Genomic DNA, 15,555 nt, shown 5'->3' on the forward strand with positions numbered 1-15,555 from the left:
GCGCCTAGCGGAAGGCGTGCAGGCGCGCGTTGTCGTCCAGGATGTACAGCGTGCTGTTGGCTACCACTGGTGAGAGGTGGACGCCGGCGCCGACATTGGTCTGGCTCTGGAAAGCGCCGGTGGCCGGGTCGACGTTGATCAGCGCACCATTGGAGCCCGCGACGATCAGCCGCTCGCCGGCCAGAATCGGGCCGACATAGGTGATCGCGCCCTTGCGCGACTTGGCGTTACGCCAGGCCGGCAGCTGGTTGATCCAGCGGATCTTGCCCGTGTTGCGGGCGATCGCGACCAGCTTGGCGTCGTCCGTGGTGACAAATACCCAGTCGCCCGCGACCCACGGAGTCGAGATGCCGGCAAGGTTCAGTTCCCAGATGCGCTGACCGGAGAGCAGGTCGATCGCAACCATGCGGCCGCCCTGGCCAACCGCGAACACCTGGCCGTTGTCGATCACCGGTGAGGCGTCGATGTCCGACAGGGTGGCGACAGAGGTCGAAATGGAGGTGCGGGCCAGCGCGTCCTGCCACACGGTGCGGCCATTCTCAGCGCGGTAGGCGTTGAGCTCGCCCGAGCTGAAGCCAGCGACGACCGTTGACTGGGCGATGGCCGGGGCACCGGTGCCGAACACGCCGGCGATCTCCAGCGCGGCCGGGTTGGACCAGTTGGTCGCCCCGTCCGCTGCCTTGAGCGAGAATATCTGGTTGTCCTGGCTCATCACGTAGACCGTGGTGCCATCCACGGACGGAGCGCCGCGCAGCGGGCCGCCGAGGCGGACCTGCCAGCCGATGCCGCCGTTGCCGGTGTCCAGCGCGGCGACGAAGCCGAGCCCGTTGGTGGCGAACACGCGGCCATTGGCCACAGCCACGCCGCCGCCAAACAGCGATGCGCCGTTGCCCTTTTCGGTGCCGAATTGGGTCGCCCACAGCTGGCGACCGCTGGCCGCCTCGAACGCACGCACGGTCGAGGTCGTATCGATGGTGAAGACCTTGCCGTCCGCCACCACTGGAGCCGAGGCGAGCCGCGCCTGAGGCCGGTCACCGGCGCCAATGCTTGCGGTCCAAGCGTTGCCGAGGGTGGCGCCGAGCGCCAAGTGTCCGAGCGACTTGGCGGGGTTGCCGCCTGGTTGGGCCCAGTCCGGATTTGCAGCGACGGCCGGAAGCGAAAAGGGCAGGGCGGCGGTCTCGGGGTCAACCGCGATGTCGAGGTCCTGCGTCAGAACCGACACCCGATTGCCGACCACGGGCGTCTTGGGCCGCGAGCGGTTGAAGGGGTTGCAGGCGCTCAGCAGCGCGGCTGCGATCATCACCCCGGCGATTCGCTTGTTCATTGCTTCGATGTCCTCGAGAAACCTGGCGTTACTGGCCTGCCGGCAGGCCGGCCGTCGCATCCACCCCCAGCGAGCCCGCGATCTGCAGCGCTCGCGCCCGGATCGATCCGGGTACATCCTTGGCGTCGGCGATTCGCCCGAACAGCTGGCCCGCCTGCGCCTTCCGCCCGGCCTTGAGCATGGCCATGGCGGTCAATTCCCCCGCCGTACCGAACCACGGGCTGTCCGGCGTGGCATAGGGCTGCAGCCGGGCAATGACCTGATCGGGGCCGAGTTGGTCGAACTCCAGCGCGGTCTGCCGCATCAGCGCCGCGGTCCGCACGGATTGCGGCTGGTCGTCGTCGTTTGCGACTGCCTGGAAGCTCGTCACCGCCTTGGACCGGTCACCGTTCTGCAAGGCCAGCGCGCCGACGGTGAGCCGGGCGAGGCCGGCCATCTCACCACTCGACTCGGCGGCGATCGCCTGGAGCTTCTGCTCGACGGGCTTGCCGGTGCGGCCGGTCGAGATGTCATTGAGCACCGCCGCGAACTGCTCGCCCTGCGCGGCCGCCCGTGCCCGCTGCCGCTCCTGCCAGTAAAGGTACGCCGCGGTGGCGACCAGAAACAGGACCAGCGCGGCGATCAGCCACTTGCCGAAGCGCTTGAAGAAGTTCTCGGCCTGGCTGCGGCGGAGGTTCTCGTCGACCTCACGAATGAAGGTCTCGTGCGTTTCACCGGGAGCCAAAGCCAAGGAGTACAACCTCTAGTAAGATCGAGCCACAAGCGGCACCCAGCCCTGGTCCATACGGGATGAACGGGAGCTTGGCGCGGTGCGTCTAATGCCTTTTGCCGGCCGCGCAAAGCCTCACGCTTTGGGGCGGTAGGTCTGGTCGGGGGTTGGAAAGCTGCGGTTGCGGACTTCGCCGGCATAGGTCTCGACGGCGCTGCCGATGCGGGTGGCGAGGTCGTCGTAGCGCTTCACGAAGCGCGGCGTGCGCTCGAACAGGCCCAACATGTCCTCCGTGACCAGCACCTGGCCATCGCATTCGGCCGAGGCGCCGATGCCGATCACCGGCGGTTCGACCGCGCCCGCGATCCCGGTTGCGACGTCTTCCAGCACCCCTTCGACCACGATGCAGAAGGCGCCCGCCTGGGCAACCGCGCTGGCGTCCGACTTGATCTTCGCTGCCTCCGCCTGGTTGCGGCCGCGCGCGCCATAGCCGCCCAGCGCGTTGACCGCCTGGGGAGTGAGGCCGACGTGGCCGATCACCGGAATCCCGCGCTCAGACAGGAAGCGGACGGTCGGCGCCATCGCCTCGCCGCCCTCCAGCTTCACCGCCGCACAACCGGTCTCCTTCATGACGCGCGAGGCGCTGGCGAAGGCCTGCTCGGGCGAGCCTTCGTAGCTGCCGAACGGCATGTCCACGGCGACCAGCGCGTGCCAGCTGCCGCGAACCACGGCCGCGCCATGCGCGCACATCATGTCCAGCGTTACCGGCACGGTTGAGGGCAAGCCGTAGATCACCTGCCCCAGGCTGTCGCCGACGAGGAGCAGGTCGCAATGCGGATCCAGCAGCTGGGCCATCCGCATGGTGTAGGCGGTCAGCATGACGATCGGCTGCTCGGTCCGGCCATCGACCTTGCGGCCCTTGAGCCCGGGAACGGTCATGCGCTTGCCCGGCACCGGGGAGGGCGTCGCCCGGCTGGTCGCAGTATCGAGGGTGAAGGTGCTCACGGGCCGGGCGTCCTTGCTGTGGAAGGCGCGGCTATATCGCGGGCAGGCACGGGTGGGAACGGGATCGCAACCATTGGCGTATTATCAGGAGCAAGCAGACGAGTCGGAGAGGAGAATGCGCAAGGGTCTGGTTACTCCGGAACTGCAGCTCCAGCTGGAAGGCTATGGGCTGAGCCTGGTCGAAGTGCACTACTACATGCCCGACCATCCCAGCCTGCTGCAGCTATTTTCGTTCCAGCAGTATGATGTTGCCCCCAGATACCCGGCCCTGCAGCACTTCCTGGATCATTGGCGGCGCGAGATCGAGGCCACCATCCACTCCATCCGGATGAACCATCAGGCGCTGATCGGCGCGGGCGAATGGCGGCCGGTGGATACGGAGTGGCTGATTAACTGAGCGGATGATTAGCCGCCCTGTTGCAATAGCTTAACCCAGGTGAGCGCGCGTCTTCGACTTGTCATGGAATGTGCCGACAGTCGAAACAAGGAGGCGCTACCGGGGCACTATGACGGACGACATTGCCTACCATCGCAATCGGGCTTCCCGTGAACTGAACCTCGGCCTGGCCTGCGGGTCGCTGGCCGCCGCGCGAGCGCACCTGCGGCTCAGTTCCCTGCACTTCCAGAAAGCGCGCGACCTGGAGAGCCCGCGGCAAGCCGAACGGCCGCCGTTCGTCCTCTAGTCGGCGGTCAGCCCTCGATCACGACCTTGGTGCCAATCTTGGTCAGGCCGTAGAGCTTCTGCGCGAACTTGAGCGGCAAGCGCACGCAGCCGTGGCTCGCCGGAAAGCCGGGCAGGGCGCCGGCGTGAAACGCGATGCCCTTTTCATCATACATCTGCATGTAGGGCATCGGCGCATTGTCGTAGCGGCGGGAGAAGCCCTTCACCTGCTTGCGGAAGACGGTCCAGAAGCCCAGCGGCGTCTCGCGGCCCTTTTTGCCGCTGGAGATGGTCGACACGCCGACCAGTTGCTCACCACGATAGACGTAGAAGGCCTGGGTGAGAAGGTCGATGACCACCTTGGCGTCACCCTCCGGGATGGCCGGGGTCCAACGGAAGTCGCCCGGTCGCAAGGCAAGCGGACCGAAGGCGGCCAGTGCATCCTTGTGCGCCTGCGCGGCGAAGCCGTTGGTCCACTTGTACGGCAGCTCGGCGGCTTTGGGCGGTGGCGGCGGCGGCGCGAGCGGCTGCCGCGGGGCGGTGGAGCAGCTGGCGAGGAGGAACCCGGCGGCGAGCAGGCCGGACCTGAGGATCGTGCGCATGGCCGCCGGATGCAGCCGACCCGCAGGCGTTCGTCAATCCCTTGGTTAACAGCAGGTTAGCGTTAAACCGCGGACTAATGAAGCATATGGAAGTTGCGGAAGATGAGGATGCCGAGATCGGCCAGGAAGGCGAGCACGACGAAGCCGTGGAAGCGGGCGCTCCGGCTCTGCATGGCGACGATCATCAGGACCGAGCGGACCAGCACGGAGACGAAGTACAGCCAGCCGAGCCCGACCAGATGGCTCCAGCCCTTGAACGCGCTGTCGAGCAGGTCGAACAGGCTGAAGGCGAGCAGCAGGCCGAACAGCCAGCGTCGGCGGGAGAAATAATAAGCGCGGTAATCCGCATAGTTGCGCAGCGTGGACGGCACCAGCACGGCGCAGATTAGGTAGAGCAGCACCGCGAAGCTGATCACGAAAAGGTAGAACTCGAACGTCCAGCCGGGCCGCCGCGACAGACTGAACTGCCACCACCACCAGAACAGGGCATTCAGGAACATCAGCCCGATCCAGGTGCAATGCACCCAGTAGAGCCGCGGCCGGTCGGGATCCTGGATCAGCTTGGCGACGCCCTGCAGCAGGTGAGTCACCGCCAACCCGATGATCACCGAGGCGAGCACCATCACATAGTTGAAGAAGTCCATGCCCCGCCCCCCGCCCGCAGCTTGGGGCAGGGTGCGGCCGAGTTCAACCGATCGGAAGCGTCAGAACCGGTAGGCGACGCCGACCGCGGCCTCGACGTCGGGAGTGTCGCGGGTGAGGCCAAGGTCGACCTCGGCGTCGAACTGGAGGTTGTCGGTGGACGGCGGTGCCCAGGCGAGGGACAGGTCGGCGCTGGCCTCACTGCGGTGCCCGGCCGGGTCGCGGTCGAGGCTGGCCCAGAGCTCGGCCGAACCTTCAACTCCGCCGCCCAGGTCATGGCTGAGGCTGGCAACGCCGATCCACGCGAGGTGGTGCCCGCGGCCGTCCTCGTCGCCGCGCCAGTCCACTTCCGGGTCGACGGTCATGCTGAGCGCGGCCGGCAGCTCGAAGGAAACCGGAACGATCAGCCCGCCTTCCCACGCACCGCTGCCGATCCCGTCCTTGCCGAGCGGAGCGCTGACGAACAGCTGGGCCGCCACGGAGGTGCCGTCGCCGGCGGGATTGAGGAAATTGTACTTGTAGGCGGCGGTAAGGTCGCCTGCGCCGCGCACCGTGCCCCGCTCGCCGGTGGTCCCGTCACGGTCGTGCAGGATGGTGTAGGGCGCGAAGCCCAGTTGCACTTCGCTCCGATCGGTCACCCCCACTCGCACCAGGGTGTCGGCGATGCTGTAGCTGATCGTCCGGTCCGCGCCGTCCTTGTCCCGGCTGTACGCCACCGCGCCAACTTCGACCACCGCGTGGCCGACATCGGCGATGCACGGCGGCGTATCCTTGCCGGGCCGGTCGACGCACAATTCGCGCAGTTCCTCGGCGGAAGCCGGCGCGGCGCACAGCAGCGACGCAGTCGCCAGGGACAGGACGCCCCAGCGGAGCAGGATCATTCCCACTCGATCGTCCCCGGCGGCTTGCTGGTATAATCATAGACCACGCGATTGATGCCGGCGACCTCGTTCACAATGCGAGTGGCCACCCGGCTGAGGAATTCGGCAGAGAAGGGGTAGACGTCCGCGGTCATGCCATCGACGCTGGTGACCGCGCGCAGCGCGCAGACGCTGTCGTAGGTCCGGGCGTCGCCCATGACGCCGACGGTGCGCACCGGCAGGAGAACGGCAAACGCTTGCCAGATCGCGTCGTACAGACCGGCGTTGCGGATCTCCTCCAGGTAGATCGCGTCTGCTTTGCGCAGGATGTCGCAGCGTTCCTTGGTGATTTCGCCCGGAATGCGGATGGCGAGGCCAGGGCCCGGGAAGGGGTGGCGGCCGACGAACGCCTCCGGAAGGCCGAGCTCGCGGCCGAGTTCGCGCACCTCATCCTTGAACAGCTCGCGCAAAGGTTCGACCAACGCCATGTTCATGCGCTCGGGCAGGCCGCCGACATTATGGTGGCTCTTGATGGTCACGGACGGGCCGCCGACGAACGACACGCTTTCGATCACATCGGGGTAGAGCGTGCCCTGCGCCAGGAAGGCGGCGCCGCCGATCTTGTTCGCCTCGGCCTCGAACACGTCGATGAACGTCTTGCCGATGAATTTACGCTTCGCCTCGGGGTCGGAGACGCCGGCCAGGCCGCCGAGGAACAGCTCTTCCGCTTCAACATGGATCAGCGGGATGTTGTAGCTGTTCCGGAACAGCGACACGACCTGCTCCGCCTCGGCCGAGCGCATCAGGCCATGGTCGACGAACACGCAGGTCAGCTGCTCGCCAATTGCCTCGTGAATCAGCACGGCCGCGACCGCCGAGTCGACGCCACCCGACAGGCCGCAGATCACCTTGCCAGAGCCGACCTGAGCGCGGATGTCGGCGATCTTGGCGTGGCGGTAGGCCTCCATGCTCCACTCGCCCGAACAGCCGCAGATGTGGCGGGCGAAGTTGGCGAGCAGCTTGCCGCCGTCGGGCGTGTGCACCACCTCCGGGTGGAACATCAGGCTGTAGCGCTTAAGCGTTTCGTTGGTGGCGATGGCGAACGGCGCGCCCTCGGACGCCGCGACGACCGAAAAGCCCTCGGCCAGGCTCTCCACCCGGTCGCCGTGGCTCATCCACACCTGGTGGCGCTCGCCGACCTGCCACAGCCCGTCGAACAGGGCGGAGGGCGCGACCACTTCGATGAATGCGCGCCCGAATTCCTTGCTGTCGTGGGTCACGACCTTGCCGCCCAGCTGCTGGTGCAGCGTCTGCTGCCCGTAGCAGATACCGAGCAGGGGCAGCCCGCTGTCGAACAGCACCTGCGGCGCGCGCGGGCTGTTCTCCCAGGTGACCGAGGAGGGGCCGCCGGAAAAGATGATGCCCTTGGGCGCCAGCCGCTCGAACGCTTCCTCGGCGGCGTTGAAGGGGGCGATCTCGCAGTAGACGCCGGCCTCGCGCACCCGGCGGGCGATCAGCTGCGTGACCTGACTCCCGAAGTCGACGATCAGGATGGTTTCGGCCGGCTGCACGGTCACGTTGGCCCTCTCGCGCGCAAAGAAAAAGTGCGCGGACCCCTACGGCCCGCGCACTCCCTTTGTCTACGTGTCAGGACCGCTTAGTAGCGGCGGTAACCGTAGTTGCCGTTGATCCGGTCCAGATCGATGTCCGTGATCCGGCCGCTCGACCGGCTCACCTTGCAGCTGAACCGGTAGGCCGGGACGCCCTGCTGGTTATACCCATAGCCGCCGTAAGGGGCATTGTAGCCGCCGTAGCCACCATAGTTGCCGCGGTAGTAGGCGCTGGTGACCAGGCCGTAGACGCGGAAGTTCAGGTTGCGGGTCCGCTCCACCCGGTCGATCTGGGCGACGCGCAGGCCGGCGTTGTTATAACCGTAACCGCCATAGCCTCCGTCGTAGTAGCCGCCATTCACGCGCTGCTCGGTAGCACGGGCGCACTGGTCGACTGCCCAGCGCTCGTTGGCGTAATCATACCCGCCATTGTAGCCACCGTAGCCGCCGTTGTAGCCGCCACGCAGGATGTTGTTGAGGATGGCGCCGACGAGAACGTCGCCGCCGCCACCGGGGTAATATTGCGCAGCGGCGGGAGCCGCGATCGCCACGCTCGCCGCAGCCGCAGCCGCGCCGCCGAGGAGGAACTTGTGAACAGCCTTCATGGCCACTCTCCTTCTAAGTTCTGGCGGGCTCTCCCGCCGACGATGGCCTGTTTGCCCGATTCGGGCTGCACCTGGACTGAAGGCTCTGTTGCCTTTCGTTCAGCCCGTGCAACGACATGCCGACTGCTGCTAAAGTCCGTTCGAACCCGTTTCGGTTCCGACCGTTGTGGGGGTGGAACGGAACTCCGGGGAGCTGCCGATGCGAGCGTCCTTGCTGTTGAGCGGACTTGCGATCGTCTGGAGCGGGCCGGCGCTGGCCCAGGCCGGCCGGCTGGTCGCCGCCGACCCGGTGGCGAACACGCCCGCCGGCACCCAGGCGTGGAAGGTGCGCTATCTCACCACCGACGATCGCGGCCACCAGCGCGAGGTCAGCGGCATGGTGGTCGCCCCGCGCGAGGCGGTGCCGGCCCGGCCGCGACCGGTGATCGCCTGGGCACACGGGACCTGGGGCACGGCGACGAGCTGCGCGCCCTCGCTGAGCCCGCGCTTCTTTGAGCTGACGCCGGCAATTGCGGCGGTGCAGCAAGGCTATGTGGTGGTAGCGCCGGACTATCCGGGGCTCGGCAGTGCCGGGCCGCATCCCTATCTGGTCGGCACGGCAACCGGTCGCTCGGTGCTGGATGCGGTGAGGGCCGCGCGGAATATCCCTGGCGCGGCGGCAGGCAAGCGCTTCGCCGTGTGGGGCGAAAGCCAGGGCGGTCATGCGGCGCTGTGGACCGGCCAGTTGGCGGGGGTCGATGGAGCGGGTCTGCAACTCGTCGGGGTCGCGGCGGGAGCGCCGCCGACCAACCTCGCCGCCAATTTCCGCCAGGCGAGCGACGCCAATGCCCGCGCCTTCCTCACCGCGCTCGCGACCGACAGCTGGTCGCGATACTATGGCGTGCCGTTGCGCATCGGGGCGCGGCGCACGCCATGGATCATCCAGCGAATGGCGCGCAATTGCGTGACGGTCGACTCGACGCCCAGACTCGGCACGTTGCTCGGCATTCTGGCGCTGCGGCAGGACCTGCGGCGGGTGGACCTGGCCACCACGCCGCCCTGGGCCAGTTACGTCCGCGCCAACAGCCTCACGCCCCTGCAGCGCGCGCCCGTGCTGATCGCTCAGACGCGGGCCGATCCGCTGGTCGCGCCGGCGGTTACGCGGACCTTTGCGCGGCGGCTGTGCGCCAACCGGGTGCGGGTGCGGTGGATCGACCTGCCGGGCAAGGACCATGCGACCACCGCACGGCAGAGCGCCGCCGCCACCATCCAGTGGATCAGCGACCGCTTCGCGGGTACCCGCGCGCCGAGCGATTGCGGGCGCATCTGAAAAGGAGAAGAGCGATGATCCGGACTGTCTTGGCCTTGTCAGTGACCCTGGCCGCAAGCGCTGCTACCGCGTCGACGCCGGAGGCCTGGGCGCAGATGAACAAGCGGGCCGCCCGAGCTTGCGTCGCCGAATCGGGGCTGGCGCGGCCGCAGCTGCTCGCCGCCCGGCTGAGCTACACGGACGAGGTACCAGTCGAAGTGCGGCTGATCCGCGGTAACGACCGGCAGGGTCGGATGCAGCGACTGGTCTGCGTCTATGACCGCCGGACCGGCCGGGCGCAGGTGCAGCCCGCCCCCAATTGGAACGCGCCGACGACCCGACCTTAGCGGCGGAGCGAGTCGCGGATCTCGCGCAGCAGCAGGATTTCCTCGGCAGTCGCGTCGGCTTCCTCGCGGCGGCCGATCATCCGGTTGGCGGCTTTCACCAGCAGGAAGATGATGAAGGCTAGGATCAGAAACTTGATCACGGCGGTGACGAACGCGCCGTAGCCCAGCAGCGGCACGCCGGCCTTCTTGAGCGCGGCATAGTCGGTCGGCGAACCGGCGTAGTTCGCGGGGATCTCGCCTAAGCGCACGAAGTAGCTGGAGAAGTCGAGCCCGCCGAGCACCCGGCCCAGCACCGGCATGATGAGGTCGTCGGTCAGCGAACTGACGATGGCGGCGAAGGCGGCGCCGATGATCACTGCCACCGCCAAGTCGAGAACGTTGCCGCGGGCGATGAACGCCCGAAATTCGCTCAGCATGGTGCCCTCCCGTTCCGTGCGACGGGCCCTTTGTCACGGCCGCGGCGCGGAACGGAAGAGGGGCCTTATGCCTACTTCACCGCCAGGCCGGTGTGCTGCGCGAGGAAGGCGTAAACATCGCTCGCCTCCTCGATGATCTTGTCCGTCGGCTTGCCCGAGCCGTGGCCGGCGCGGGTCTCGATGCGGATCAGGTGCGGCTGGCCGTTCGGGTCGGCCTGCTGCAGCGCCGAGATATACTTGAAGCTGTGGCCCGGAACGACGCGGTCGTCGGTATCGGCAGTGGTCACCAGCATCGCCGGATAGCGCACGCCCGCCTTGATGTTGTGATAGGGCGAATAGGCCAGCAGGGTTTTAAAGTCGGCTTCCTTGTTGGGGTAGCCGTAATCGTCGACCCAGTAGCGCCCGGCGGTGAACCGGTCGAAGCGCAGCATGTCCATCACGCCGACCGCCGCATTGGCGGCGGCGAACAGGTCGGGCCGCTGATTGACCACCGCGCCGACCAGCAGGCCGCCATTCGACCCGCCCTGGACGGCCAGGCCGTTCTTGGGCGTGACCCCGTTGGCGATGAGGTATTCGCCGGCGCCGATGAAGTCGTCGAAAACGTTCTGCTTGTTGGCGAGGCGGCCGGCGTCGTGCCATGCCTTGCCATATTCGCCGCCGCCGCGGATGTTGGCCTGCGCCCACACGCCCCCATTCTCCAGCCAGGCCAGACGCGTGGCCGAAAAGGCCGGGGTGAGCGAGACGTTGAACCCGCCATAGCCGTAGAGCAGGGTCGGCGCCGGGCCCGTGGTCCCCTTCTTGCGGACGATGAACAGCGGCACGCGGGTGCCGTCCTTGGACGCGTAGAAGCGCTGCTCGACGCTATAATCGTCAGGGTTGAAGCTGACCTTGGGCGCCCACCATTGGCTGCTCTGGCCGGCCCGCGTGTCGTAACGGTAGATGGTGGTCGGCCGGTTGAAGCTGGTGAAAGCGAAGAAGGTTTCCGGATCGTCATAGTCGCCGCCGAAGCCCGAGGCGGTGCCGAGGCCCGGCAGCTCGATCACCCGTTCGCGCGCGCCCGCTGGCGAGAAGACGCGCACCTCGGTGCTAGCGTCCTTGAGGTAGGAGGCGACCAGCTTGCCGCCGACCAGGCTGGCGCCGTCGAGCGTCGCCGCGTCTTCCGCCACGATCGTGCGCGGAGTCGGCTTGGCCTGCGCGATGTCCATCGCGACGATCTTGAGCCGCGGCGCGCCTTCGTTCGTGATGAAGTAAAAGGTCGAGCCGCGGTTGCCGACGTAGCTGTAGTTGTTGGTAAAGCCGGGGATCAGCACCCGCGGCTTGGCGCCGCGCTTCTGCCGGTCGACCAGCACCACTTCGTAGCGATCATCCGTGCCGCTGGACGAGGTCACCACCACCCAGCGGCCGTCATCGCTGACCTGCGCTCCATGGTTCAATTCCGGCCGGTCCGGCGTCGCATAGGCCAGGCTGTCCGCCGCCTGAGCCGTGCCAAGCTTGTGGAAGAATACCTGATGGTTGTTGTTCAGCTGCTGGAAGGTCTCACCGGCCTTGGGCTCCGGATAGCGCGAGTAATAGAAGCCGCTGCCGTCCTTGGCCCAGCTCAGCCCCGAAAACTTGACCCACTTGATCTCTTCGGCCGTCGGCTGACCTGTGGCGACGTCGAGTACCCGGACCGTGCGCCAGTCGGTACCGCCGTCTTGGATCGAGTAGAGCAGGTGCTTGCCGTCCTCGCTCGGCACCCATTCGGCGAGCGCGGTCGCGCCGTCCTGGCTCCACTTGTTCGGATCGATCAACAGCCGCTCGGCGCCGTTCAGGCTGTCGCGGACGTAGAGCGGCGACTGGTTCTGGAGCCCTGAGTTGCGGGCGTAGAAGTAGCGCCCGCCCTTCTTCACCGGCACGCCGGTACGCTCGTAATTGTACAGTTCTGTCATGCGCGCCTTCAGCGCGTCGCGGCCGGGCAGGGTAGCAAGGTAGGCGTTGGTGACCTGGTTCTGCGCGGTCACCCACGACCGGACCTCCGGTGCGTTGCGCACGTCGGTCTCCAGCCAGCGGTAGGGGTCCGCCACCCGCTGACTGAACAGATTGTCGACCACGTCGCCGCGGCGGGTGTCCGGGTAGGTCAGCGATGCTGCCCCCTTCGCTGCCGGCAGTTCCTCCGAGGTGATGAGATTGCCAGCCGTGGGAACCTCCGTGGTCGGCGACGTGGTGGAACAGGCGGCAACGATCGGAAGGCTCATCAGGACCAGGCTCTTGCGCATGATTTCCCCATTGGACGGGTAAGGATGGCGCCGTGCTAGCAGGGCAGGCGGTCGCCCCTCAAGCGTCCAGGCGGGGGAAAGCCGTGACTCGGCGCGCCTCCCGCCGCTAGAGGAGCGCCATGCCCCATCCCACCGTCGCCATCGTCGGCCGTCCCAACGTCGGCAAGTCCACGCTGTTCAACCGCCTGGTCGGCAAGCGCCTGGCACTGGTCGATGACCGGCCCGGTGTCACGCGCGACCGGCGCGAGGGCGACGGCAAGCTGCTCGACCTGGAGTTCCGGGTGATCGACACTGCCGGCTTCGAGGACGAGGACCCAGCCAGCCTGCCGGGCCGAATGCGCCAGCAGACCGAAGCGGCCGTGCGGGAGGCGGACGTCGCCCTGTTCCTTATCGACGCGCGCGAGGGCGTCACGCCCCTGGACGAGGAGATCGCCAACTGGCTGCGCGCCGAGGATGCGCCGGTGGTGATCGCGGTCAACAAGGCCGAAGGGCGGCAGGGCGAGACCGGCCGGCTTGAGGCCTTTTCGCTCGGCCTGGGCGAACCGATCGCCATCTCGGCCGAACATGGCGAGGGGGTGGTCGACCTGTTCGAATCGCTGCGCCCGTTCATCGAGCGCGAAGAAGTGGAGGAGCCGGAGGAGGACGAGGAAAGTCCGGACCGGCCGCTCCACATTGCCATCGTCGGCCGCCCGAATGCGGGGAAGTCGACGCTGGTCAACAAGATGCTGGGCGAGGAACGCATGATCACCGGTCCCGAGGCCGGCATCACCCGCGACAGTATCGCGCTGGACTGGGAGTGGCCCAGCCCTGACGGGACTCTCAAGAAGGTGCGCCTGGTCGACACCGCGGGCCTGCGCAAGCGGGCCAAGGTCGAGGACAAGCTCGAGCGGCTGAGCGCCATGGATACCCGCCGCTCGATCGACATGGCCGAGGTCGTCGTGCTGCTGCTCGACGCCACTCGCGGCTTGGAGGCGCAGGACCTCCGCATCGCCGACCAGGTGATCGAGGAAGGCCGCGCGCTGGTCATCGCCTTGAACAAGTGGGACGTGGCGGAACATGCCTCGTCGCTGTTCAACGGGGTCAAGGCTGCGCTGGAAGAGGGCCTGTCGCAGCTGAAGGGCGTACCGGTGCTGACCGTATCGGCGATCACGGGCAAGGGCATCGACCAGCTGCTCGGCGCCGCCTTCGAGCTGCGCGCCTCGTGGAGCCGGCGCGTCACCACTGGCGAACTCAACCGCTGGTTCGAGCGCGCGGTCGAGCAGAACCCGCCGCCCGCGCCCGGCGGCAAGCGGATCAAGCTGCGTTACATCACTCAGGTGAAGACCCGGCCGCCCAGCTTCGTGGTGTTTGGGACCCGGGTCGACCAGCTGCCGGAAAGCTACCGCCGCTACCTGCTGAACAGCATGCGACGCGACTTGGAACTGGGTCCGGTGCCGCTGCGCATGACCATGCGCGCACCGAAGAATCCGTTCGACCGCTAACCGGCCTTTTACCCTTTCATCCTACAAGGTGTCGGTGGACAGTAGCGACAACCCTGGCCGTGACGCGGATGCCGGCGGCATCGTCGACTGGGCACATTTCGAGAAGAGCCGGGCCGAGCTGGGCCCGGGGTTCATCCGCATCCTCGGCTATTTCCGCGAGGATGGGGTGAAGTCGGTCGCGCAGATCGAGCAGGCCATGCACGCGCAGGATGCGGCGGCGCTGGTGCGCCCGGCCCATACCATCAAGGGCGAGGCGCGTCAGTTCGGGGCCGAGCCGCTGGCGTCCATCGCCGAGCTGATCGAAAGCACCGCGCGCCTGTGCGTCGAGACCCGGCGTTTCCCGGACGAGCTAGTGCCACAGGTGGTAGAGCTGCGCCGCCTGTTCTCCGAGACGGTGACGCTGTTCGACAAGGCCACCAACCCGCTGCTCAGCCGACGGGCGAGCCCGGGCGGCTTCGGGCGCAAGGCGACCAACCAGGGCTTCGGCCGGCTCTAGGTCGGCAGCGGCTTGCGCATCGGCTGCAGCTGCAGCCGGCTGAGCGTCCGCCACGCCCATTCGAACGGACCATAGCGGAAGCGTTCGAGCCATGGCATGGACCAGAGGAGCATGGCCAGCCACACCAGCGGTACCAGCAGCCATGCCTCGAACCGCGAAACATGGCCGTACAAGCCTAGGCCCCAGCCATAGAAGACGAACGCCGCGACAATGCTCGTGCCGAGATAGTTGGAGAAGGCGCAGCGACCCGCGGCCGCAACGCGCTGCGACCAGGGTCCCATGCGCCGCGACAACAGGATGATCAGCGCCGCGTAGCCAAACGCCATCGCCACGCGGAACGGCCCGGTGGCGACCAGGAAGCCGCCGAACAGCGTCGGGACATAGAACCGGCTGGCGAGGTCGGCAGCCGCTAGTGCCGAAAAGGCCAGCGCGCCGACCCCCAGGCACCAGCCGGCCACCTTGCGGTAGCTGCGGTCGTCCCAGCTGCCGTTCAGGAAGCCACTCTTGTACGCCGCCATGCCGAGCAGCATCAGGCCGAGCGTCTCCCAGCCGAAGAACAACGTCCCCCTGATCGGCTCCGTCAGCCTGACGGTGACCATCTCGTGCAGGCGTCCGCCGAAGCTCCCGCGGTAGAGCGCCAGGTCCTTCGCGACATCGGTGGGAAAGGGGTAGAACATGCGCCCGAAGTCGTTCCAGCCGCGGACCTGCTCAGCGGTGGCGCCGGTGGCGTGGGCAGCGTGGTCGAGCTGGATCATGTGGCTCACCAGCAGGCTGAACAGCACCATGTTGAGAACGATGAACAGGCAGCCGAGCACGAACAACTGGTGGGCCGGGCGGCGGCGGAAGAGAAAGGCGACCAGCCCCACCAGCGCGTAGCCGACTAGGATGTCACCGAACCAGACCAGGTAGTAGTGGGCAAGGCCGAACAGCAGCAGCACTGCCATGCGCCGAATATGGGTCGCTGCCCCGGGAATGCTGCTCGCCTCCGCTCGCTCAATCACCAGCAGGGTGGAGGCGCCGAACAGCATGGAAAACAGGCTGCGCATCTTGCCGTCGACCAGCACCAGGTTCGCCGCCCACAGGAAAAGGTCGGCACCGGTGTGCCCGCCGTAAGCGCCGGGGTTGAAGTAGGCGCCCTCGAACATCGCAAAGGCGATCACGTTGACCGAGAAGATGCCCATCACGGCCACGCCCCGGATCACGTCCAGGGTGAAGATGCGCTCGCTCGTCGTGCTCGCCACGCGTCCCCCCTTG

General features: G+C 67.3%; 17 protein-coding genes. 6 read left to right on the forward strand and 11 right to left on the reverse strand.

Annotated elements, in window-relative coordinates; genetic code table 11:
* Positions 1-4: 4 nt before the first annotated feature.
* The 3 genes from OMW55_RS10855 to panB all read right to left on the reverse strand — a co-directional run bounded on the left by OMW55_RS10855 (position 5) and on the right by panB (position 3,038).
* Entirely contained in the window at positions 5-1,324 is a 1,320-nt protein-coding gene (locus OMW55_RS10855; RefSeq protein ID WP_264883092.1) for an outer membrane protein assembly factor BamB family protein, read from the reverse strand.
* Between the two features lie 28 nt (positions 1,325-1,352).
* The gene (locus OMW55_RS10860; protein ID WP_264883094.1) at positions 1,353-2,054 is read right to left on the reverse strand and encodes a tetratricopeptide repeat protein; all 702 of its coding nucleotides are present in this window, start codon (positions 2,052-2,054) and stop codon (positions 1,353-1,355) included.
* Positions 2,055-2,168: 114 nt separating this feature from the next.
* Positions 2,169-3,038: a 3-methyl-2-oxobutanoate hydroxymethyltransferase gene (panB, locus tag OMW55_RS10865; protein WP_264883095.1), complete on the reverse strand. Its 870-nt coding sequence runs from the start codon at positions 3,036-3,038 to the stop codon at positions 2,169-2,171.
* Between the two features lie 115 nt (positions 3,039-3,153).
* Between panB and OMW55_RS10870 the strand changes: the two genes are divergently transcribed.
* Complete coding sequence (locus OMW55_RS10870) at positions 3,154-3,435, forward strand: usg protein (RefSeq protein WP_264883096.1); 282 nt, start codon at positions 3,154-3,156, stop codon at positions 3,433-3,435.
* A gap of 109 nt (positions 3,436-3,544) precedes the next feature.
* Positions 3,545-3,721, forward strand: coding sequence for a hypothetical protein (locus OMW55_RS10875; protein WP_264883098.1), 177 nt, complete (start codon positions 3,545-3,547; stop codon positions 3,719-3,721).
* Between the two features lie 7 nt (positions 3,722-3,728).
* Here OMW55_RS10875 and OMW55_RS10880 read toward each other — a convergent pair whose 3' ends face one another.
* The 5 genes from OMW55_RS10880 to OMW55_RS10900 all read right to left on the reverse strand — a co-directional run bounded on the left by OMW55_RS10880 (position 3,729) and on the right by OMW55_RS10900 (position 8,018).
* Entirely contained in the window at positions 3,729-4,301 is a 573-nt protein-coding gene (locus OMW55_RS10880; RefSeq protein ID WP_264883099.1) for a L,D-transpeptidase family protein, read from the reverse strand.
* A 74-nt stretch (positions 4,302-4,375) separates the two neighbouring features.
* A complete protein-coding gene (locus OMW55_RS10885) occupies positions 4,376-4,945 on the reverse strand; it encodes a hypothetical protein (RefSeq protein WP_264883101.1) in 570 nt (189 codons plus the stop codon).
* 60 nt (positions 4,946-5,005) lie between these two features.
* Positions 5,006-5,824 (reverse strand): transporter, encoded by an 819-nt coding sequence (locus OMW55_RS10890; RefSeq protein ID WP_264883102.1) that lies wholly within the window; start codon positions 5,822-5,824, stop codon positions 5,006-5,008.
* Positions 5,821-7,380: a glutamine-hydrolyzing GMP synthase gene (gene guaA, locus OMW55_RS10895; protein ID WP_264883103.1), complete on the reverse strand. Its 1,560-nt coding sequence runs from the start codon at positions 7,378-7,380 to the stop codon at positions 5,821-5,823. Before guaA ends, OMW55_RS10890 begins: the two co-directional genes overlap by 4 nt.
* Positions 7,381-7,460: 80 nt before the next feature.
* Complete coding sequence (locus OMW55_RS10900; RefSeq protein WP_264883105.1) at positions 7,461-8,018, reverse strand: hypothetical protein; 558 nt, start codon at positions 8,016-8,018, stop codon at positions 7,461-7,463.
* A 199-nt stretch (positions 8,019-8,217) separates the two neighbouring features.
* Here OMW55_RS10900 and OMW55_RS10905 point away from each other — a divergent pair, with 199 nt between their 5' ends.
* Both OMW55_RS10905 and OMW55_RS10910 read left to right on the forward strand, forming a co-directional pair.
* Positions 8,218-9,327, forward strand: a complete 1,110-nt coding sequence (locus tag OMW55_RS10905; RefSeq protein WP_264883106.1) for a lipase family protein — start codon at positions 8,218-8,220, stop codon at positions 9,325-9,327.
* A gap of 14 nt (positions 9,328-9,341) precedes the next feature.
* The gene (locus OMW55_RS10910) at positions 9,342-9,653 is read left to right on the forward strand and encodes a hypothetical protein (protein WP_264883108.1); all 312 of its coding nucleotides are present in this window, start codon (positions 9,342-9,344) and stop codon (positions 9,651-9,653) included.
* Here OMW55_RS10910 and mscL read toward each other — a convergent pair.
* Positions 9,650-10,069 carry a large conductance mechanosensitive channel protein MscL gene (mscL, locus tag OMW55_RS10915; protein ID WP_264883109.1) on the reverse strand — a complete coding sequence of 140 codons (420 nt, stop codon included), beginning with the start codon at positions 10,067-10,069 and terminating at the stop codon, positions 9,650-9,652. The two genes, OMW55_RS10910 and mscL, sit on opposite strands and share 4 nt — an antisense overlap.
* Positions 10,070-10,140: 71 nt before the next feature.
* Entirely contained in the window at positions 10,141-12,324 is a 2,184-nt protein-coding gene (locus OMW55_RS10920) for a prolyl oligopeptidase family serine peptidase (RefSeq protein WP_264883111.1), read from the reverse strand.
* Positions 12,325-12,443: 119 nt separating this feature from the next.
* On the opposite strand from OMW55_RS10920, the gene der reads away from it, so the two are divergent.
* Both der and OMW55_RS10930 read left to right on the forward strand, forming a co-directional pair.
* Complete coding sequence (der, locus tag OMW55_RS10925) at positions 12,444-13,805, forward strand: ribosome biogenesis GTPase Der (RefSeq protein ID WP_264883112.1); 1,362 nt, start codon at positions 12,444-12,446, stop codon at positions 13,803-13,805.
* Positions 13,806-13,839: 34 nt separating this feature from the next.
* Entirely contained in the window at positions 13,840-14,301 is a 462-nt protein-coding gene (locus OMW55_RS10930) for an Hpt domain-containing protein (protein ID WP_264883114.1), read from the forward strand.
* Here the strand turns inward: OMW55_RS10930 and OMW55_RS10935 are convergent.
* Complete coding sequence (locus OMW55_RS10935; protein ID WP_264883115.1) at positions 14,298-15,542, reverse strand: DUF418 domain-containing protein; 1,245 nt, start codon at positions 15,540-15,542, stop codon at positions 14,298-14,300. The two genes, OMW55_RS10930 and OMW55_RS10935, sit on opposite strands and share 4 nt — an antisense overlap.
* Positions 15,543-15,555: the final 13 nt, after the last annotated feature.

It is taken from the genome of Sphingomonas arvum (assembly GCF_026013565.1).
Taxonomy (GTDB): Bacteria; Pseudomonadota; Alphaproteobacteria; order Sphingomonadales; family Sphingomonadaceae; genus Sphingomicrobium; species Sphingomicrobium arvum.